The 18,738-nt window shown below is 59.4% G+C and carries 20 protein-coding genes; 12 read left to right on the top strand and 8 right to left on the bottom strand.

Annotated features, from left to right (window positions below; genetic code table 11):
• Positions 1-56: 56 nt before the first annotated feature.
• Both KSS91_RS04955 and KSS91_RS04950 read right to left on the bottom strand, forming a co-directional pair.
• Positions 57-1,427 carry a DUF1329 domain-containing protein gene (locus KSS91_RS04955; protein ID WP_217837217.1) on the bottom strand — a complete coding sequence of 457 codons (1,371 nt, stop codon included), beginning with the start codon at positions 1,425-1,427 and terminating at the stop codon, positions 57-59.
• Positions 1,428-1,450: 23 nt separating this feature from the next.
• Positions 1,451-3,244 carry a DUF1302 domain-containing protein gene (locus KSS91_RS04950; RefSeq protein WP_217837216.1) on the bottom strand — a complete coding sequence of 598 codons (1,794 nt, stop codon included), beginning with the start codon at positions 3,242-3,244 and terminating at the stop codon, positions 1,451-1,453.
• A 544-nt stretch (positions 3,245-3,788) separates the two neighbouring features.
• Here KSS91_RS04950 and KSS91_RS04945 point away from each other — a divergent pair.
• The gene (locus KSS91_RS04945; RefSeq protein WP_217837215.1) at positions 3,789-4,559 is read left to right on the top strand and encodes an N-acetylmuramoyl-L-alanine amidase; all 771 of its coding nucleotides are present in this window, start codon (positions 3,789-3,791) and stop codon (positions 4,557-4,559) included.
• 74 nt (positions 4,560-4,633) lie between these two features.
• On the opposite strand, the gene KSS91_RS04940 is transcribed toward KSS91_RS04945, so the two are convergent.
• The 4 genes from KSS91_RS04940 to KSS91_RS04925 all read right to left on the bottom strand — a co-directional run bounded on the left by KSS91_RS04940 (position 4,634) and on the right by KSS91_RS04925 (position 8,204).
• Positions 4,634-5,545 (bottom strand): SDR family oxidoreductase, encoded by a 912-nt coding sequence (locus KSS91_RS04940; protein ID WP_217837214.1) that lies wholly within the window; start codon positions 5,543-5,545, stop codon positions 4,634-4,636.
• A gap of 292 nt (positions 5,546-5,837) precedes the next feature.
• Positions 5,838-6,740: an alpha/beta fold hydrolase gene (locus tag KSS91_RS04935; protein WP_217837213.1), complete on the bottom strand. Its 903-nt coding sequence runs from the start codon at positions 6,738-6,740 to the stop codon at positions 5,838-5,840.
• Entirely contained in the window at positions 6,740-7,522 is a 783-nt protein-coding gene (locus KSS91_RS04930) for a class II aldolase/adducin family protein (protein ID WP_217837212.1), read from the bottom strand. Before KSS91_RS04930 ends, KSS91_RS04935 begins: the two co-directional genes overlap by 1 nt.
• A 226-nt stretch (positions 7,523-7,748) precedes the next feature.
• Positions 7,749-8,204 (bottom strand): flavodoxin, encoded by a 456-nt coding sequence (locus KSS91_RS04925; RefSeq protein ID WP_217837211.1) that lies wholly within the window; start codon positions 8,202-8,204, stop codon positions 7,749-7,751.
• A gap of 102 nt (positions 8,205-8,306) precedes the next feature.
• Between KSS91_RS04925 and KSS91_RS04920 the strand changes: the two genes are divergently transcribed.
• The gene (locus KSS91_RS04920; protein ID WP_217837210.1) at positions 8,307-8,783 is read left to right on the top strand and encodes a PAS domain-containing protein; all 477 of its coding nucleotides are present in this window, start codon (positions 8,307-8,309) and stop codon (positions 8,781-8,783) included.
• 54 nt (positions 8,784-8,837) lie between these two features.
• Positions 8,838-9,443 (top strand): hypothetical protein, encoded by a 606-nt coding sequence (locus KSS91_RS04915; RefSeq protein ID WP_217837209.1) that lies wholly within the window; start codon positions 8,838-8,840, stop codon positions 9,441-9,443.
• Positions 9,444-9,446: 3 nt separating this feature from the next.
• On the opposite strand, the gene KSS91_RS04910 is transcribed toward KSS91_RS04915, so the two are convergent.
• On the bottom strand, positions 9,447-10,406 hold the full coding sequence (locus KSS91_RS04910; protein ID WP_217837208.1) for a MerR family transcriptional regulator: 960 nt from the start codon (positions 10,404-10,406) through the stop codon (positions 9,447-9,449).
• A 223-nt stretch (positions 10,407-10,629) separates the two neighbouring features.
• Between KSS91_RS04910 and KSS91_RS04905 the strand changes: the two genes are divergently transcribed.
• The 7 genes from KSS91_RS04905 (at position 10,630) to KSS91_RS04875 (ending at position 15,259) form a co-directional block, all read left to right on the top strand.
• On the top strand, positions 10,630-11,199 hold the full coding sequence (locus KSS91_RS04905) for a putative antibiotic biosynthesis monooxygenase (protein WP_217837207.1): 570 nt from the start codon (positions 10,630-10,632) through the stop codon (positions 11,197-11,199).
• Between the two features lie 171 nt (positions 11,200-11,370).
• The gene (folM, locus tag KSS91_RS04900; protein WP_217837206.1) at positions 11,371-12,081 is read left to right on the top strand and encodes a dihydromonapterin reductase; all 711 of its coding nucleotides are present in this window, start codon (positions 11,371-11,373) and stop codon (positions 12,079-12,081) included.
• A 20-nt stretch (positions 12,082-12,101) separates the two neighbouring features.
• Positions 12,102-12,662 carry a GTP cyclohydrolase I FolE gene (gene folE / locus KSS91_RS04895; RefSeq protein WP_102701473.1) on the top strand — a complete coding sequence of 187 codons (561 nt, stop codon included), beginning with the start codon at positions 12,102-12,104 and terminating at the stop codon, positions 12,660-12,662.
• A gap of 2 nt (positions 12,663-12,664) precedes the next feature.
• Positions 12,665-13,036: a dihydroneopterin triphosphate 2'-epimerase gene (gene folX / locus KSS91_RS04890; protein ID WP_007970304.1), complete on the top strand. Its 372-nt coding sequence runs from the start codon at positions 12,665-12,667 to the stop codon at positions 13,034-13,036.
• Positions 13,037-13,132: 96 nt separating this feature from the next.
• Positions 13,133-13,429, top strand: a complete 297-nt coding sequence (locus tag KSS91_RS04885; protein WP_008023232.1) for a DUF1244 domain-containing protein — start codon at positions 13,133-13,135, stop codon at positions 13,427-13,429.
• Entirely contained in the window at positions 13,422-13,760 is a 339-nt protein-coding gene (locus KSS91_RS04880; protein ID WP_217837205.1) for a HopJ type III effector protein, read from the top strand. The genes KSS91_RS04885 and KSS91_RS04880 overlap by 8 nt, the downstream gene beginning before the upstream one ends.
• A gap of 248 nt (positions 13,761-14,008) precedes the next feature.
• Positions 14,009-15,259, top strand: a complete 1,251-nt coding sequence (locus tag KSS91_RS04875) for a 2-aminoadipate transaminase (protein ID WP_217837204.1) — start codon at positions 14,009-14,011, stop codon at positions 15,257-15,259.
• 173 nt (positions 15,260-15,432) lie between these two features.
• Here the strand turns inward: KSS91_RS04875 and trxB are convergent, their stop codons facing one another.
• Positions 15,433-16,389, bottom strand: a complete 957-nt coding sequence (gene trxB, locus KSS91_RS04870) for a thioredoxin-disulfide reductase (RefSeq protein ID WP_007970300.1) — start codon at positions 16,387-16,389, stop codon at positions 15,433-15,435.
• A gap of 315 nt (positions 16,390-16,704) precedes the next feature.
• On the opposite strand from trxB, the gene cysZ reads away from it, so the two are divergent.
• Positions 16,705-17,457, top strand: a complete 753-nt coding sequence (gene cysZ, locus KSS91_RS04865) for a sulfate transporter CysZ (RefSeq protein ID WP_102675408.1) — start codon at positions 16,705-16,707, stop codon at positions 17,455-17,457.
• Between the two features lie 57 nt (positions 17,458-17,514).
• Positions 17,515-18,714: a glycosyltransferase family 4 protein gene (locus KSS91_RS04860; protein ID WP_217837203.1), complete on the top strand. Its 1,200-nt coding sequence runs from the start codon at positions 17,515-17,517 to the stop codon at positions 18,712-18,714.
• Positions 18,715-18,738: the final 24 nt, after the last annotated feature.

Below are 18,738 nucleotides of genomic sequence, written 5' to 3'. Positions count from 1 at the left end.
CCCTATAAAAAAGGTGACCGCAAAGTCACCCTTTTGTGTAGAAGCCTGTAGGAAACCTACCTGACCCCCGTGCTACGCAAGGCTGCTGGTGTGTAGTCCCCCGCTTTTGCATCGATGTTGAATTCGAAGCTGCGCTTTTCTTCGTTCTTCATTCCCAGTGCGATATAGCGACCGGCAATCAGGTCATACAGCGCTTCGACGGTGTAGGCCGGCACCTGGTGATCGTAGTAGAACTGGGCATGCCCTTCGGCGACGCGCCAGAGCTGTCCACGCCCGTCGTAGTGGTCGGCCAGCGCCACTTGCCAGCTGTCTTCGTCGATGTACATGTGGCGCTTGGCGTACACGTGCCGCTCGTTCGGCTTGACCGTGGCGACGACTTCCCAGACCCGGTGCAACTCATAGCGGGTCAGGTCCTGGTTGATGTGCCCGGCCTTGATCACATCCGTGTACTTGAGGTCTGGCGAGTCGAGCTTGTAGCTGTTGTAGGGGATGTACATTTCCTTTTTGCCGATCAGCTTCCAGTCGTAGCGATCCGGCGCGCCGGAAAACATGTCGAAGTTGTCGGTGGTGCGCAGGCCATCGGATGAGGTGCCGACACCGTCATAGGCAACCTGTGGCGCACGCCGTACCCGACGCTGGCCGGCGTTGTAGATCCAGGCCTTGCGCGGTTCCTTGACCTGATCGAGCGTCTCGTGAACCAGCAGCACGTTGCCCGCCAGCCGCGCCGGTGCGGTCACCTCCTGCTTGAAGTAATTGAGCACGTTATCGTCGCTGCCCGGTTTCAGATCGCTGAGCAACGACGGCACGGCGACTTCGTCCTTGAAGCGGATCACCGTGAAATCGCCATTGGATTGCGGCGTCGCCTGGGTGATAGTGCGACGCAGATTGCCGCCGTGGTAACGGGTGACGTGGTTCCAGATCACTTCCACGCCATTCTTTGGAATCGGGAACGCGTAGTAGCGATTGCCGGTGAAGTTGGCCAGACCGTTACCGTCGTTGATCGGTGTTACGTTCAGCGCACTGCGCTTGGCCGACTCATAGATTTCTGCCGGTAACGCCACGGTGCGGTGGCTGGGATAGACCGGGATCTTGTAAGTCTCGGGGTAGCGCTTGAACATCGCTATCTGGCCGTCGGAAAGCTTGTCCTTGTACTTGTCGACGGTCGCTGCGGTGATCACGAACAATGGTTTTTCGTGGGCGAACGGGTCGGCCAGGAAACCTTTGCTGTCCACCGCGCCAGCGTTTTTCGGGATGCCACCGGTCCAGGCCGGAATCGAACCATCGGCATTGCCGGCCTTCTCGGCTCCGAGCGGGGTCAGGCTGGTGCCAAGCTTGTTGGCTTCCTCTGGCGACACCGCGGCCATCACGTTGGCGGCCAGCAGACTCAGAGCCAGAACGGTGCCCAATTGCAGAATCATCTTGCGCATTGAATTCATCCTTTTCAGCCAGATCAGAAGTTCACACCAAAGCTCAACGCCACGAAGTCACGGTCGGTGAGGACGTTGTAGTCCCCGCCGAAAAAATCGGTGTAACTGAGGCTTGCGGTATAGGTGTTGCGATAGTCCGCATCGACACCGAGGCTGATGGCCTTGGCGCCTTCGTTGAACAGGCCGTTGGGGCCATAGCCGGAGACGTCGTGGGACCACGAGAGATTGGGCCTGACGTTGATCCCGGCGATGAGGTTGTTGTAGTCGAGGATGGCCCGAGCGCGATAACCCCACGAAGTCGAGGTCACGAAGCCGTCGGTGTCGCCGCCGAAACCATACTGGCCATACACCGAGTCGCGGCCGTAGCGCAACTTCGTACGTGCTTCCAGGCCACCGACCCGAACCACCGCCGCCTCGCCCACCAGCGTCAGGCGATCGGCACCTGCGACCTGATCGATGAAATGCGTCAAGGTGCTCTGGACCTGCGTCACCTCCTTGCGGCGGTAACCTGTGTTGTCAGCCCCCGGTGACGTGGCGATGGGCGATGCCGCACCGCCTGCAATCGGATTGAGCATGGCCAGGGTCAGGTCATTGGTGTTGACCTGTACCGGGAGGTTGGGGCGGTAGCTGATTTCCCCGCTCCACGCAGTGCCGGTCGATAAGGTGGTGGCGAAGCTGGCGCCGTAGAGGCGGATGTCCTCCGGATATTCGAGGTAATACTGGCCGCGACCGAGCATCACACTCTGGGCCAGGCCTGAACCGCTGCCGGGGGCGATTCGGTTGGCGGCGGCTACGATTCCCGGAAGGCTTGCCAGCGTGCTGAGCCCGGCGGTGGTGGTCCCGACGTTGGGGCCGCGGCTGTGGTAGTTCATGAAGTACAGGCCGTACTCGGTGTCGTCCCCCAGCCAGCGCAACGCCGTACCCCACTGTCCGGAATCCCGGGCATCACGGTCGCCACCACGGGGAACGATCACGCCCTCTTTGCTGACCTCGAAGCCCTGTCCAAAGGCAGCCGCAATCGGCTGCAAGGGTGCAATGGCCGGGCTGGCGACGGTGTAGCCCTTGTTGCAGCCATCGGCCACCACATCGACACCAAAGAAGGTGCCACAGTTATCGACGACCGTCTGATCCCATTCCAGTTGATAGAAGCCTTCCACGGTCAACTTCTCCGTCAGGCCCTGGGAGGCGAACAGCATGTTGACCGGGATCAGGCCCTCCTTGATCTCGGCGCCAGGACGACGGAACGCGGACACGTCGACCGGGTTGATACTGTTGATCGAGTTGCCGATGAAGGTGCTCTCCCCCCAACTGACCACCTGCTTGCCGGCACGCACCGTGCCCGGCAAATCGGCGAGGGAGTAGTTGTGATAGACGAATGCGTCGAGGATTTGTCCGCCTGAAGACTTGGCGCCTTCTTTGCGATTGTGATCGCTGATGTCCTTGAATGGGCGGCTTTCATCCTTCAGTTCGAAGTCGTACCAGTACTTGCCACGCACAAACGCGCCGGTGTCGCCGTACTTCAGTTCGAGGTCATGAATGCCCTTGAAGATCTTCGAGAAGGTTTCGCCTTTCTTGAAGTTCAGGCGCCCGTCGTCACCAGTCGAAGACTGGCCGGAACCGCCATTGACGGTGCCTACCAGGGCATCATCCGCATCACGCATGCCCCAACTCGCGCCGACCGACAATGAGGAGTCAAACGTCCCCTCGATTTCCCCAATGCTGAACGAAATGGCCTGAACCTGGGCACAGCAGCCCAATGCGACCGCGGCCGCCAGCGCCTGCGGTGTGAAGATGGCGCGCATTGTTGTTTTTGTCATGCGTCTTCCCCGGTGAGTGACAGAAGGCCTCACCCTACTGCCGGGGCACCGGGATCGATAAGCGCACCAAAGAGGTATTCGTGGTGTACCTCTAAAGGATGACTGGCACAAGGTCACTACCCGGAAGTCGGGCAGCCGAATCCTGACTGTTGCCCGTGCTGCAACAGTGCATGTCGGGAATTGGTATTTTTCCTACGGCGCCGAGGGCTTATTCTTACTTGGCTGCCACGGAGCCTGCGCCGTGACTGAAGATTTCAGATGATTCGAGGATTCGGTTCATCGCCCGTGTTCACTGACGTTGATTTGTAGCTCCTGATCCAACGTCTTACTTTGGCCGCTGCGTTTGCAGCGGCCTTTTTTATGGGCGATGTTTTTTGATGAATGACTGCGACCAGGAAAAAGTTCGCATGCCTACATTGCTTTCAGAAAACGACTACCAGCATTGGGAAACATCACAAGCACTCCAGCCATTAAGTTGACCAGCAAGTCGGCGAACAACCTTGATCTTCGTCCGACTGCAAACTTACTTATTGCGAGTGCAACCATGAAGCCCATCAACTACAACAAGTATCGCTCAGCCAGAAGCTTCAACAGCCGAATACGCTTTCTGGTTCTTCACTACACCGCCGCTAACTTCTCAAGTTCTGTCAGTGCCCTGACCGGCCCGAATGTCAGCGCGCACTATCTGGTTCCGGATATCACCGACCCCAGCTACCTGAAAGCCGGTTATACCGGGCAAGAAGTGTTCAACCTGGTGGATGAAAGCCATCGCGCGTGGCATGCGGGCGTCAGTCAGTGGGGTAACCGTAGCAATCTGAATGACACGTCAATCGGCATTGAGGTGGTCAACCTGGCGACTGACAACAAAGGCCAATTCACCTTCCCGCCTTATCACCCCGAGCAGATTGCCGCGATTGAACTACTGGCGCTGAACATCCTCAAGCGCTACCCGGATATCACGCCGACGCAGGTGTTGGGCCACTCCGATATTTCAATCGGCCGCAAGAGCGACCCGGGGCCGATGTTTCCCTGGCAGGCGCTGTACCTGAAAGGCGTCGGCGCCTGGTTCGATGAAGCCACTCGGGACCAATACCTGAGTCAATACACCACATCGGGTGTTCCAGGCCGAAGCGAATTGCTGGGGCTGTTCAAGTCCTATGGATACAATGTTTCGGGCGCCTCGACGGAAGGTGGTTTTCAACAATTGGTGCGGGCATTCCAGATGCATTTTCGCCCGGAAAAATTTGACGGAAAAATGGATGCGCAGACAGCCGCCAATCTGAAGGCACTGGTATCCAAATACTTTTCCGACTGATCGATGGCAAACGATTTTCCAACCGACAAATGCAGCAACCGGCAAGGTCAGTCAGTGTGACCTTGCCGGCAATGTCAGAGCGAATACTTCTGCAAATTCCCCATCATTTCCTTCAATGCTTCGATGTTGTCCTTCGGATGCGCCGCACCTTCGAAGTCGCAAATCTGTTGCCAGTGCGCCGCCACGTCTTCCGGTGAGAAGCCGGCCCGTGGGTCGAACCCGACACCGAGACTGCGTTCCCAGCGGACCTTGCCCATCCAGCCACCGCCGACTTCAAACAGACCGGAGGTTTCCTGGCAGGTCTCGCTGGCCAGGTACACCACCAGCGGGCTGACCAGTTCCGGCTTGAGCTGTTCGAAGACTTGCGGCGGGATCAGGCCTTCGGTCATGCGCGTGCCGCCGGTGGGGGCGATGGCGTTGACCAGGATGTTGTTCTTGCGGCCTTCGATGGCCAGGGTGCGGGTCAGGCCATAGAGACCGAGCTTGGCCATGCCATAGTTGGACTGGCCGAAATTGCCATAGATACCCGAGGTCGACGCAGTGAAAATCACCCGGCCGTAGTTCTGCTCGCGCATATGTGGCCAGGCGGCACGGGTGACTTTGTAGGCACCTTCGACGTGGACGCGGTAAACCAGGTCCCAGTCGGCGTCTTCCATTTTGTGGAAGGTCTTGTCACGCAGGATCCCGGCGTTGTTGACCACCACGTCGACGCGACCGAAGACGTCCAGGGCATGCTGGACCAGTTTGTCACCGTCAGTGACCGAATCGTGGTTGGCCTCGGCAATGCCGCCGGCCTCGCGTATGTCCGCTACCACGCGGTCGGCGGCCGAGGCATTGGCGCCTTCGCCCTGGGTCGAGCCGCCCAGGTCGTTGACCAGAACCCTGGCGCCCTGTTTGGCGAACAGCAGTGCATGCGCCCGTCCCAGGCCGCCACCGGCACCGGTGATGATCACGACTTTATCTTCGAAGCGCACAGACTCATTCATGGGGGGACTCCAGCAGGCCAAGGGACAATGAGTCCGAGTTTCCGGCACGGCGCAGCGGGTCACAATCAACACGGGGGAGGCTGAATGGTGCGCGATAAGGCTGGGGGATGATTGATAGAGAAATGGACACGAACCCTGTGGCGAGGGGGCTTGCCCCCGTTGGTCTGCGAAGCGGCCCCAAAATACAGCGCAGTGATTCAGATACAACGCGTTAAGCAGGTTTACGACTGCTTCGCAGCCGAACGGGGGCAAGCCCCCTCGCCACAAAAGCCCAGCAGGTTCACGCTGCGAATCAGGAGCAGGCGACTTTGCGCGGCGGAGAAAGCAGTTGATCGCGAAACGCCAGGTAGTGCCTGAGGACCTCGCAGGGTGCCTCGATCTGCGGGTAGTGACCGATGTCGGGCAACACCACGGTGTCCGCATCCGGGATCAGTTCCCGGTAACGCTCGACCATATGCACACCGGAGATCGGATCGACCCCGCCATCGATCACTCGCAGCGGCACTTCACCGCGCTGCATCGCGCTCACCCAGCGGTTGCGCCAGACGCGTCGTTCCGGGATGTAGGCGATCAACTTGTGCATGATCCGTGGCCCACGCTGGCTTTCGACCAGGCTCCAGAAATCATCCATCTGGCTTTCACTGGGCCGGGTTTGCGGGCCGAAAATCTGCCGAAAGCTTCTCACCAGGCCATCACGGCTGAAGGCGCGGCCAATCATCCAGCCCAAAGGGCTGAGCAAGAGCTTTTGCATCAATACCGGGCGGTGGGTTTCCGGAAACAACCCGCCGTTGAGAAACACACAACTGGCCAGCTCCACCCGCGACTCGTAATGCCGGGCCAGCAGTTCCTGGGCCACGCTGTCGCCATAGTCGTGGGCGAACAGGTGCACCGGCTGCTCGACATTCAGGTGTTCAAGCAGTGCCTGTTGCAGATCCGCTTGCTCCAGCAGGCTGTATTCGTGGTTCTCCGGTTTGGCCGAATCGCCGAAGCCCAGCATGTCGCAAGCGATCACGCGAAAGCGCTGGGTCAATGGCTGCCACAGGTAATGCCAGTCCCAACTGGCGGACGGAAAACCGTGAATCAGCAACAGCGGCTCACCCTGCCCCGCCGTCCAGTAACGGATGCTGTGGCCACGGAACAAGAACGTCTGGCTGCGTTTGCGCCAGACACACAGAGGAATCTCGGCAAGTGCCATTAGAGTTTATAACCCGGGTCCAGTTTATCGAGCTTGCGCAGCAGCGCCGGCCACGCCAGCGCTCCGCCCATTCCTTGAGCACTTCTGGTGACACCCGCGATCATGGCTTTGGCGCCGGCCAGAATCTGCGGTTCGATTGCAATCAGTTCAGCCGCACCGTTTTGTGCCATGACCTGAATGTCGCAGGCACGCTGAAAGGTAAACATCATCAGGAACGTATCGGCGATGCTGCTGCCGCATGTCAGCAGACCGTGGTTATGCAGCATCAGGAAATTGTTTTCACCGAGATCAGCCTGCAGCCGCACCTTCTCTTCATGGTTGAGCGCCACACCTTCGTAGGCGTGGTAGGCCAGGCTGGAAAGCACGAACAACGACTGTTGGCTGATCGGCAGCACGCCCTGCTTCTGTGCCGAGACCGCCACCCCTGAAGCCGTGTGGGTGTGCAGCACACAAACAACATCGTGACGGACTTCATGCACGGCGCTGTGGATGGTGTAACCCGCCGGATTGATCTCGTAAGGACTGTCCATCAGCTTGTTGCCGGCCTGATCCACCTTGACCAGGCTCGACGCGGTCATTTCGTGAAACATCAGCCCGAACGGGTTGATCAGGAAATCTTCGGTGCCGGGCACCTTGGCAGAGATGTGGGTAAAGATCAGGTCATCCCAACCATGTTGGGCAACCAGGCGATAACAGGCTGCCAGGTCGACGCGGGTCTGCCACTCGGCAGCACTGACCTGGTCTTTGACACTGTGTGGCGATTGGACGGGAGCGACAGTCACGGCAAGAAGCCTCGGTGTTTTTATTATGGAGTGTTTCCTATGTTCACCGAGTCTAGTCAGCCCTTGAGGTTCGTGTAGTTGCATTGGCAGCCAGCTTGGTGACCCTGCGAGTCAGTCGCCCTGCCACCCAAGGATCCATGTCAAACGACCGGCGCCAGCGATGGTCTGACAGGCAGTTTTTTACCGTACTGTCAGAACCCTGACTGACATGGATGTGAGGTTAACGTCAGGTGCGCAGTGCGCTGATCAGGTCCTCCAGCCAAGGCTCGGCGTCCGTCTCGGGGGTCACGCTTTCGCTGGCGTCCAGGCGCAGCATTGGCAGCACTTCGCGAATGCCCAGTTCACCGAACAATTCGCGCATCTGCTCGCCGCCGCCACAAAAAGTATCGCCATAACTCGCATCGCCCAATCCGATCACCGCCCCCGGCAAACCGCGCCAGGCTGCTGGCAATTGGTCACGAATGGTCGAATACAGTGGTTGCAGATTGTCCGGCAGCTCACCCATGCCGGTGGTCGAGGTCACCGCCAGAAAGGCTTCGGGGCCAAACGCCTGGACGTCGGCGAGGGTCGCACGCGAGTTGTGCCAGGTTTCGAAACCGGCAGCGTTCAACAGGCTGACGGCGTGGCGGGCAACTTCTTCGGCCGTGCCGTACACCGAGCCGGAAATGATGGCGACTTTCATCAAACTGATCCTGAATCCGAGTAAAAGACCCGGATATTAACACCACAGTCGTGATTATTCTTTTAGAATGCAATTGACAATCAATCAGGAAGGGATGCTCCGATGATTAATGCTCAACTGCTGCAAATGGTGATCAACGCCTCCAACGACGGCATCGTCATAGCCGAAAAGGAAGGCGATCAGGACAAAATCCTCATTTACGTCAACCCCGCGTTCGAACGCCTGACGGGCTACTCCAGCGAAGAGATCCTCTATCAGGATTGTCGTTTCCTGCAGTCGGGGGATCGCGACCAGGACGCCCTGCCGTTGATTCGCGACGCCTTGAACCGAGAAGGTTCCTGCCGGGAAATACTGCGCAACTACCGTAAGGACGGCACACCGTTCTGGAATGAGCTGTCCCTTTCAACGGTGAAAAATCCAGCGGACGGGCAGACCTACTTTGTCGGTGTGCAGAAAGACGTCACCGTGCAGGTCAAGGCGCAACAGCGCGTGGCACAACTGGAGGGACAGGTGGCTGAACTCCAGGCGGAGCTTGCTGCGCTCAAGGCGACGAACGGCGCAAACGAAACCCAGAATTAATGGTCAGTAACTACAATCACCAATGACTTTGTAATTATATCTTTCGAGCTGGCCATGCAACGCGACGCGCTCCTGACCCAGGATGAGCTGGATTTCATCCAGACCATGCAACACAACCCGCAACTCAATGTGCGGGATGCGACGTCGAGCCTGCTCGTCAACGGTGGATCGCAAATCCGTGACCTGCTCACCCGCCTGGCGGCCCATGAGCAGGTCACCATTCAAGCCAGCTTCGAAAACCAGCAAATAACCTTCCCCCTGCACCTGGTGGAAGACGAGTTCCATGCGATGCATTTGCGTCTCGGCGTGCCGAGCATCTATGAAGACGGGCCCATGGCCCGGCCTTGGCGTCTGGTACTGGACGAGCCGGTAGCGCTGGAAAACGCCCAGGGTCAACCCGGCACCCTGTGGGTACACGAAGTGTCGTGCAAAGGGGTGTTGCTGGAGGTTCGCAACAAGACCAAGCCACCGAAGCATTTCGCCTTGTGGTTCAGCCCCTCAGGCTATGAGCGGATTGCCTTGCGCGGCACCTTCGAGAAGGAAAACGCACAGGGTTTCTACGCCTATCAACTGAACCAGAGCGATACGGACGAAACCGAGCGTCTGCGTCAGTTCATCCTGCAACAGCATCGTCTGACTCATCCAACGCTGCATCTCTGAACTTCAAGTATCCAGATTTCCCGCCAGGAACTGGTTCAGACGCTGGCTCATGACCTTCCCTTCATTGCCCAGGCAACCGATCGATGACCCGGCCAGGCTGCCCTGCGCCAAGTCAGAGGCATCACCGGCCAAAAACAATCGACACTCCAGGCCCATGGCCAGGCGATTCAAGCGACGCGGCAACTCGGCATTCGGTACATGATTGGAAAACAGCACCAGTGCCACGGGCTTGATCCTTTCACACATCAGCGCCAGCTCCTCGAATGGCTGGCCTATGTTCAATACGCGAATGGTCGATGGCCCGGAACTCAGGAACAGGGCGGCGACCAACAGCTCCAGCTCCCGACAGTGACCATCCAGGGCACAGATGACCACGTGATGCGGTTGCCTCTCGCGCGTCAACAGCAAGCGCTGCACTACCCGGGAACGTAGAAAACCATCCAGGAACAGCCACTCGCTGGTTACGCCGAACTGGTCCTGGCGTTGCAACAACTGCTTCCAGACGGGGATCAGAATGTCCTGAAACACCACCGCCAGGGCGTAACTGGAGAAGATTTGCCCGTAGACCTGCTCCAGCTGAAGGTCGTCAAACCCGTTGACTGTCGCAAGAACCTGCTGCTGCCACTGCGCGTAATCGGCTTCCACGAGGCTGTTGGGGATGATGTGCGACAACGTCTGGAGCGGCTCGGTCCTGGCCAGGATCTTGCCGATCCTGCTGACCGCAACACCGCGTTCGATCCAGCCGAGAATGCTGCGAACGCGCTCAATATCGGACATCGAATACAGTCGATGCCCGCTATCGGTGCGTGTTGGAACAATCAGGCCATAACGTCGCTCCCAGGCGCGAAGCGTGACCGGGTTGACACCTGTCAGTCGCGCCACCTCGCGAATGGGAAAGAGCTCTTCCTGTTCGAGTGTGATGGCCTGCGCGGATCGTGAAGCGACGTCTGTATGTATCGGCATCCTGTTGAAACATCCTTGTATCGTCCGAGCGTCATTCTAACGCCCCCGCCCCATAAAGTTTCCGTAAAAAATCGATACTGCGAATGAGCGGATAAACGTCACAGACGCCACGGGCAGAATCAGGAATAATCCTTGCTTGTTTCAAGTCGCAGCCCACCACCCCGGCGCTGCGCCTGGCGAAGCCCCTATCCGGAGCGACGCAAATGCCTTATGGAGATACACAATGTCTACCTCACCCGTCACGCTGATGGTTGCGCGCCGCGTTGCCAATGGACGTTATCAGGACCTGATCGCCTGGCTGCGCGAAGGCGAACAACTGGCCACCGACTTTCCCGGTTATCTCGGCTCCGGTGTACTCGCTCCGCCGCCCGGGGACAACGAATTCCAGATCATCTTCCGCTTCGTCGACGAGCAGACCTTGCACGCCTGGGAACATTCCGTCTCTCGCAGCGCCTGGCTCGGACGCGGCAGCGACCTGTTCGCCCACCCGACAGAACACCGGGTCAGCGGCATCGAAGGCTGGTTTGGCGTCGCCGGCCAACGCCCGCCGCGCTGGAAACAGGCCGTGGCGATCTGGCTGGCGTTCTTTCCGGTCTCGCTGCTGTTCAACTTTGTGCTGGGGCCGCTGATCAGTGACATGAGCCTGCTGCCGCGGGTGTTCATCAGCACGCTGTGCCTGACGCCACTGATGGTTTATTTGTTCATTCCGTTGTCGACCCGTTTGCTGGCCAATTGGCTGAACAGTGCGCCAGCTCGACCGCTGCCCGCAGAACCCACCGTCCAAAATCGCTGATCCCCCTGTGGGAGCGAGCTTGCTCGCGATGAGGGCGTGTCAGTCAACATATGTGTCGTCTGACAGTCCGCAATCGCGAGCGAGCTCGCTCCCACAGTTGTTTCCCCCCGCAATAGGTAGAGCGCTGCCGTCGCTGGTATAGTTTTACTCTCACCGCGACGCGAGCCGTTCATGACTTCTTCCGCAGCCCCTATCCTGATTACCGGCGCCGGCCAGCGTGTCGGCCTGCACTGCGCCCGGCGATTGCTGGAAGACGGCCATCGCGTGATTTTCAGCTACCGCAGCGAGCGGCCCGGCGTACAAGCCCTGCGCGACCTGGGGGCCACCGCCGTGTTCGCGGACTTCGCCAGCGAGGCCGGGATCCTCGCCTTCATCAGTGAACTGAAAACCCACACCGACTGTTTACGGGCGATTGTCCACAACGCCTCCGAATGGCTGGCCGAAACACCGGACACTGACGCCGCCGCATTCACCCGCATGTTCAGCGTGCACATGCTGGCGCCCTACCTGATCAACCTGCATTGCGCCGATCTGCTGCAACGCTCAAGCCCCGCCGACATCGTGCACATCAGCGATGACGTGACCCGCAAGGGCAGCAGCAAGCACATCGGCTATTGCGCCAGCAAAGCCGGACTCGACAGCCTGACCCTGTCCTTCGCCGCCAGGTACGCGCCGGACATCAAGGTCAACGCGATTGCGCCCGCCCTGCTACTGTTCAACCCTGAAGACGACGCGGCCTACCGCGCCAAGGCACTGGCCAAGTCCGCGCTGGGCATCGAACCCGGCTGCGAAGTGATCTACCAGAGCCTGCGCTATCTGCTCGACAACCCTTATGTCACCGGCACCACCCTGACCGTCAACGGCGGAAGGCACATCAAGTAAGTGTCCCGCGAGGATTTTCCATGACGTTATCCCTGCCCCAGAATTATCGAGAGATCCTCATCGGCCTCGGTGAGAATCCAGACCGCGAAGGCCTGCTCGACACCCCGGTGCGCGCAGCCAAAGCCATGCAGTACCTTTGCCATGGCTACGAACAAAGTGTCGAAGAGATCGTCAATGGCGCGCTGTTCGCCTCCGACAACGATGAAATGGTGATCGTCGACAACATCGAGCTGTATTCGCTTTGCGAACACCACATGCTGCCCTTCATCGGCAAGGCGCATGTGGCTTATATTCCAACCGGCAAGGTGCTGGGGCTGTCGAAGATTGCGCGGCTGGTGGACATGTTCGCCCGGCGCCTGCAAATCCAGGAAAACCTCACCCGGCAAATCGCCGACGCCGTGCAACAGGTGACCGGTGCGGCAGGCGTCGCAGTGGTCATCGAAGCGCAGCACATGTGCATGATGATGCGCGGCGTCGAGAAACAGAATTCGACCATGAACACCTCCGTGATGCTCGGTGCCTTCCGCGAGTCGAGCAACACCCGCCAGGAGTTCCTGCAATTGATTGGACGGAGCAAGTAGCAATGCCACAACTTCAGCCAGGCATGGCACGCATCCGGGTCAAAGACCTGTGCCTGCGTACCTTCATCGGCATCAATGAGGATGAAATCCTCAACAAGCAGGATGTGCTGATCAACCTCACCATTCTGTACGCGGCCCAGGAAGCGGTACGTGACAACGACATCGATCACGCGCTGAACTACCGCACGATCACCAAGGCGATCATCGCCCACGTCGAAGGCAACCGCTTTGCGCTGCTCGAACGCCTGACCCAGGAAATTCTCGACCTGGTGATGGCCAACGCATCGGTGCTCTACGCCGAAGTCGAGGTCGACAAGCCCCACGCGCTGCGATTCGCCGAATCGGTGTCGATAACGCTTGCAGCGAGCCGCTAGCTACAAGCTACAGGCGCCAAGCTGTAAACTTGCAGCCACCGCAATCCAACTTGCAGCTTGAAGCTTGCCGCTTGAAGCTGTCTCGCAGAGACCGCCATGACCGATCAACAACGCCTTGAACTCGAAGCCGCCGCCTTTCGTCGGCTGGTGGCCCACCTGGACAGCCGCAAGGATGTGCAGAACATCGACCTGATGAACCTCTCGGGCTTCTGCCGCAACTGCCTGTCCAAGTGGTACAAGGCGGCAGCGGATGAGCGCCAGATCGAGGTCAGCCTCGACGAAGCCCGCGAAGTGGTTTACGGCATGCCGTACGCCGAATGGAAAGCCCAATATCAGCAAGAAGCCAGCGCCGAACAACAGGCGGCGTTCGCCAAAGGAAAACCCAATGAGTGATTTGAACACCCTGCGCGCCAGCCTCAACAGCGGCGAACACGTCTTCGCCGACACCCTGGCGTTCATTGCTGGCGGTTACGACTACCAGCCTCAGGCCTTCAACAACGGTGGTGTGGAAAACGCGGCCGGGCAGAACGAAGGCTCGTGCAAGACCCTGGGGCTCGCGCTGCTCGAAGGCTTGAGCGATGAAGAAGCCCTGCTGGCTTTCGGCGAGCATTACCGCTCGGTGCTGGCAACGCCAGAAGGCAGCGACCACGGCAACATCCGGGCGCTGATTGCCCACGGCCTGGCGGGTGTGAAGTTCGTCCAACAGCCGCTGACACGCCGCTGATTTGATTTGTAGGAGCGAGCCCGCTCGCGATGGACTGAAGAACGCCACGGGGTGTCAGGCTCCCAGCGTCATCGTTCACCACCATCGCGAGCAAGCTCGCTCCTACAGGTTTTGCGTTCATGGCGCGGAATTGATCACAAGCACAACCCGACTTTTAAGATTGACCCGGCAACTTTATTTCGTTTGCCCCGTAGCGCCGCTCACGGCTTAGATAAAAAGAAGTCCTCCTTCTTCCGAGCCGGTCATTCATGCGCAGCGAAACCATCAGCCAGTCGATCAACATCGTTCACCCTGTCACGCTCAGCCACGGCAAAAACGCCGAGGTCTGGGACACAGATGGCAAACGCTACATCGACTTTGTCGGTGGCATTGGCGTGCTCAACCTCGGCCATTGCCATCCGCGCATCGTCGAGGCCATTCGCGAACAAGCCACGCGGCTGACCCACTATGCGTTCAACGCGGCGCCCCATGTGCCTTACCTCGAACTGATGGATCGCCTCAGTGCGTTCATGCCGGTGGGTTACCCGGTCAGCGGCATGCTCACCAACAGTGGCGCAGAAGCGGCGGAAAACGCCCTGAAGATCGTCCGTGGCGCCACCGGGCGCAGCGCGGTCATCGCCTTCGACGGTGCATTCCACGGCCGCACGCTGGCCACGCTCAACCTCAATGGCAAGGTGGCGCCCTACAAACAGAAAATCGGCGTGCTGCCGGGGCCGGTGTATCACCTGCCCTTTCCCGGCCCGGACAACGGCGTGACCTGCGCCGAAGCCCTCAAAGCCATGGAGCGCCTGTTCAGCGTCGAGATTGATGTCGAAGACGTCGCCTGCTTTATCTTTGAACCGGTGCAGGGCGAAGCGGGTTTCCTGGCCATGGACGTCGAGTTCGCCCAAACGCTGCGCAAGTTCTGCGACGACAAGGGCATCGTGCTGATCGCCGATGAAATCCAGTCCGGTTTCGGCCGCACCGGCCAGCGCTTCGCTTTCTCACGGCTGGGCATCGAGCCGGATCTGGTCCTGCTCGGCAAAAGCATCGCCGGCGGCGTGCCGCTGGGGGCGGTGGTCGGGCGCAAATCGCTGATGGATAACCTGCCCAAGGGCGGACTCGGTGGCACTTACTCGGGCAATCCCATCGCCTGCGCCGCCGCGCTGGCGACGCTGGATGAAATGACCGATGCCAACCTGCACGCCTGGGGCGCACAACAAGAGGAAGCGATTGTCGGCCGCCATGAAACCTGGCGCGCGAACAACCTGACGCCGTACCTGGGCCGACTTACCGGTGTAGGTGCGATGCGTGGTATCGAGCTGATCAACGCCGATGGCTCGCCCGCCCCGGCACAATTGATCCAACTGCTGACTTTGGCGCGGAATGCGGGCCTGCTGCTGATGCCCAGTGGCAAATCGCGGCACATCATTCGCTTGTTGGCGCCATTGACCATCGAGGCTGCGGTGCTGGAAGAAGGGCTGGATATTCTTGAAGCCTGTCTTGCAAAACTGACCTGAACACTATCCCTGTGGGAGCGGGCTTGCTCGCGAAAGCGGTGGATCAGCCAGCATCAATGTTGAATGACACACCGCTTTCGCGAGTAAGCCCGCTCCCACACCGGAGTGTTATCAAGCATTAAATCGTGGGCATAAAAAAACCGGCCGAGGCCGGTTTTTTTACCAAAACAGAATCAAGCGTTCTGCAGATTGTCGAGGTAACGCTCGGCATCCAGTGCCGCCATGCAACCGGCGCCCGCCGAGGTGATGGCCTGACGGTACACGTGGTCGGCCACGTCACCGGCGGCGAAAATGCCTTCGAGGTTGGTGGCGGTGGCGTTGCCGTCACGGCCGCCCTGCACAACCAGGTAACCGTCTTTCAACGTCAGCTGGCCTTCGAACAACGAAGTGTTCGGGGTGTGGCCGATGGCGATGAACACGCCGTCGACTTTCACTTCGTCGAAGCTGCCATCGTTGTTCTTCAGGCGGGCACCGGTCACGCCCATGTTGTCGCCCAGCACTTCGTCCAGGGTCGCGTTCAGCTTCAGCTCGATCTTGCCTTCGGCAACACGGGCGTTCAACTTGTCGATCAGGATCTTCTCGGCGCGGAAGGTTTCGCGACGGTGGATCAGGGTGACTTTGCTGGCGATGTTGGCCAGGTACAGGGCTTCTTCGACAGCGGTGTTGCCACCGCCGACCACAGCCACCGGCTTGTTGCGATAGAAGAAACCGTCGCAGGTTGCGCAGGCGGAGACGCCTTTGCCCATGAACGCTTCTTCGGACGGCAGGCCCAGGTAACGAGCACTGGCGCCGGTGGCGATGATCAGGGCGTCGCAGGTGTAGGTCGCACTGTCGCCAGTCAGGGTGTATGGCTTGGCAGCGAAGTCCACGGCATTGATGTGATCGAAAACGATCTCGGTTTCAAAGCGTTCGGCGTGCTCGCGCATCCGCTCCATCAGCGCCGGGCCGGTCAGGCCGTGGACGTCGCCCGGCCAGTTGTCGACTTCGGTGGTGGTGGTCAGTTGACCGCCGGCCTGCATGCCGGTGATCAGCAGTGGCTTGAGGTTGGCACGGGCGGCATAGACCGCAGCGCTGTAACCGGCAGGGCCGGAACCGAGAATAATCACTCGCGAATGACGAACTTCAGACATGACCTGCTCCTGTTGACCGGCCCGGAACACCTGGCGCGGAACGCCGGATCGCCGGCTGGAATAAAAAAGAACGGTTGAAAGCACTTGGGGAAGGCTTGAACACGACCGTCCTGTAAAAAGATTGGGTGCAGCGTATCGAGGGGGCGAAGATTAAGGAAATACGGATTAACAATCCAGCTCATAGGTGGTCTCTATGCAATCTGCCCGACGATATCGACGTCTTTGTTACAGTGAATGTCGATACCGCCACCGCGCTTTCGCATGTGTAGCAAAGCCGGTAAGGTCGGCGCGTTTTCCCTCTGCTCGGAGCACGTTATGCCCGCCCCTGTTCTGTCCGGCCCGCAATACCTGCGCGAAGGCCTCAAGCTGGTATTGAGCCCAAGCCTGCGTTTGTTTGTGCTGTTGCCGCTGGCAATCAACCTGGTGCTGTTCGTCGGATTGATTTACCTGGCCGGTCACCAATTCAGCCTGTGGGTCGACACGCTGATGCCGTCCCTGCCCGACTGGCTGAGTTTTCTCAGCTACATCCTATGGCCGCTGTTCGTGGTGCTCGTGGTGCTAATGGTGTTTTTCACCTTCACCATGCTTGCCAACGTCATTGCCGCGCCATTCAACGGCTTCCTCGCGGAGAAAGTCGAAGTGGTGGTGCGCGGCACCGATGATTTTCCGGCCTTCAGCTGGGGCGAACTGATTGCAATGATCCCGCGCACCCTGGCCCGGGAAATGCGCAAGCTTGGCTACTTCCTGCCACGGGCGATCGGGCTGTTCATCCTTTCGTTCATCCCGGTAGTGAACATCATTGCCGCGCCGCTATGGCTATTGTTCGGGGTGTGGATGATGGCGATCCAGTACATCGACTACCCGGCGGACAACCACAAGCTGGGCTGGAACGAAATGCTTGGCTGGCTGCGCGAGAAGCGCTGGCAGAGCATGAGTTTCGGCGGGATTGTTTATCTGGTGTTGCTGATTCCGGTGGTCAACATCCTGATGATGCCGGCGGCCGTGGCCGGGGCGACGCTGTTCTGGGTGCGTGAGCGCGGCGCGGAAAACCTGGTGACCCAGCGCTGAGCCATCAGCACCGGTACCACAGTCACAAATCCATCATCCCGACGTCACACTGACGACATGGCCCCAGCCGACACTGGGGTCATGACGACAGCTCTGCATATCACCCTGATCACCGAAACCTTCCCTCCGGAAATCAACGGCGTGGCCAATACCCTGGGTCGCTTGTGCGACGGTTTGCGCGCGCGCGGGCATCAGGTGGAACTGGTGCGACCACGCCAGGGCTGCGACCAGCAGTTGGGCAGCGACGATGAATTACTGCTGTGCCGCGGCTGGCCGCTACCGGGCTATCCCGGCCTGCAATGGGGTCAGTCGTCGATGCACAAGCTGCTGCGGCGCTGGACGCGTCACCGCCCGGACGTGCTCTACATTGCCACCGAGGGCCCGTTGGGCCTGTCGGCCTTGCGTGCAGCACGGCGTTTGGGGATTTCCGTGGTCAGCGGTTTCCACACCAATTTCCAGCAGTACTCCAACCAGTACGGCCTTGGTTTGCTCACGCGCCTGCTGACTCACTACCTGCGCTGGTTCCACAACCGCTCGACCATGACCCTGGTGCCCAGCGTCAGTCAGCGCATGGAGCTGGAACGACGGCATTTCGAACGGCTGGCGTTGCTCTCCCGAGGGGTCGACAGTGAGTTGTTTCACCCGGCCAAACGCTTGAATGGCCTGCGCGAGCAATGGGGATTGGCCGAGGACGACATCGCCGTCATTCACGTCGGTCGCCTGGCCCCGGAAAAGAATCTTGGCCTGCTCAAACGCACCTTCAATACCCTCAAGGCGAGTTATCCCCGGCGCACCCTGAAACTGATCGTGGTCGGCGACGGTCCGCAGCGCCAGGAGCTGGAAAAGGAAATGCCCGAGACGATTTTCTGCGGCACCCAGCGGGGTGAAGCCCTGGCGTGTCACTACGCATCAGGCGACGTGTTTCTGTTTCCGAGCCTGACTGAAACCTTCGGCAATGTGGTGCTTGAAGCACTGGCCTCGGGGCTCGGCGTGGTGGCCTATGATCAGGCAGCAGCGGCCCAGCATATTCGTCATGGCTACAACGGTGTGTTGGCAATGCCGGGGGATGAAGAAGCGTTCTGCGATGCAGCGGCATGGCTGCTGGAGGACGGGGAAGCCTTGCGCAATGTGCGGCTCAATGCGCGCCAGCATGCCAGTCGCCAGGGTTGGGCGACGATCATCGAACAGTTCGAGGGACAGTTGCGCGGGGCCTGTGCCCGGGAGATGGTGGTGCCGAATGCACCGATTGTTCCCTGATTTTGTAGTGTTCTTTAGCTCAGT

Origin of the sequence: Pseudomonas azerbaijanorientalis (assembly GCF_019139795.1) — a bacterium.
Taxonomy (GTDB): Bacteria; Pseudomonadota; Gammaproteobacteria; order Pseudomonadales; family Pseudomonadaceae; genus Aquipseudomonas; species Aquipseudomonas laurylsulfatiphila.
The sequence above is the reverse complement of the archived record's forward strand: the minus strand, read 5'-3'. Positions and strand labels throughout refer to the sequence as shown.

What these genes read in the sequence shown, in the direction of transcription:
- KSS91_RS04955 (WP_217837217.1), bottom strand. Translation starts at nt 1,427, where the DNA reads ATGCGCAAGATGATTCTGCAATTGGGCACCGTTCTGGCTCTGAGTCTG.
- KSS91_RS04950 (WP_217837216.1), bottom strand. Translation starts at nt 3,244, where the DNA reads ATGACAAAAACAACAATGCGCGCCATCTTCACACCGCAGGCGCTGGCG.
- KSS91_RS04945 (WP_217837215.1), top strand. Translation starts at nt 3,789, where the DNA reads ATGAAGCCCATCAACTACAACAAGTATCGCTCAGCCAGAAGCTTCAAC.
- KSS91_RS04940 (WP_217837214.1), bottom strand. Translation starts at nt 5,545, where the DNA reads ATGAATGAGTCTGTGCGCTTCGAAGATAAAGTCGTGATCATCACCGGT.
- KSS91_RS04935 (WP_217837213.1), bottom strand. Translation starts at nt 6,740, where the DNA reads ATGGCACTTGCCGAGATTCCTCTGTGTGTCTGGCGCAAACGCAGCCAG.
- KSS91_RS04925 (WP_217837211.1), bottom strand. Translation starts at nt 8,204, where the DNA reads ATGAAAGTCGCCATCATTTCCGGCTCGGTGTACGGCACGGCCGAAGAA.
- KSS91_RS04920 (WP_217837210.1), top strand. Translation starts at nt 8,307, where the DNA reads ATGATTAATGCTCAACTGCTGCAAATGGTGATCAACGCCTCCAACGAC.
- KSS91_RS04915 (WP_217837209.1), top strand. Translation starts at nt 8,838, where the DNA reads ATGCAACGCGACGCGCTCCTGACCCAGGATGAGCTGGATTTCATCCAG.
- KSS91_RS04910 (WP_217837208.1), bottom strand. Translation starts at nt 10,406, where the DNA reads ATGCCGATACATACAGACGTCGCTTCACGATCCGCGCAGGCCATCACA.
- KSS91_RS04905 (WP_217837207.1), top strand. Translation starts at nt 10,630, where the DNA reads ATGTCTACCTCACCCGTCACGCTGATGGTTGCGCGCCGCGTTGCCAAT.
- folM (WP_217837206.1), top strand. Translation starts at nt 11,371, where the DNA reads ATGACTTCTTCCGCAGCCCCTATCCTGATTACCGGCGCCGGCCAGCGT.
- folE (WP_102701473.1), top strand. Translation starts at nt 12,102, where the DNA reads ATGACGTTATCCCTGCCCCAGAATTATCGAGAGATCCTCATCGGCCTC.
- folX (WP_007970304.1), top strand. Translation starts at nt 12,665, where the DNA reads ATGCCACAACTTCAGCCAGGCATGGCACGCATCCGGGTCAAAGACCTG.
- KSS91_RS04885 (WP_008023232.1), top strand. Translation starts at nt 13,133, where the DNA reads ATGACCGATCAACAACGCCTTGAACTCGAAGCCGCCGCCTTTCGTCGG.
- KSS91_RS04880 (WP_217837205.1), top strand. Translation starts at nt 13,422, where the DNA reads ATGAGTGATTTGAACACCCTGCGCGCCAGCCTCAACAGCGGCGAACAC.
- KSS91_RS04875 (WP_217837204.1), top strand. Translation starts at nt 14,009, where the DNA reads ATGCGCAGCGAAACCATCAGCCAGTCGATCAACATCGTTCACCCTGTC.
- trxB (WP_007970300.1), bottom strand. Translation starts at nt 16,389, where the DNA reads ATGTCTGAAGTTCGTCATTCGCGAGTGATTATTCTCGGTTCCGGCCCT.
- cysZ (WP_102675408.1), top strand. Translation starts at nt 16,705, where the DNA reads ATGCCCGCCCCTGTTCTGTCCGGCCCGCAATACCTGCGCGAAGGCCTC.
- KSS91_RS04860 (WP_217837203.1), top strand. Translation starts at nt 17,515, where the DNA reads ATGGCCCCAGCCGACACTGGGGTCATGACGACAGCTCTGCATATCACC.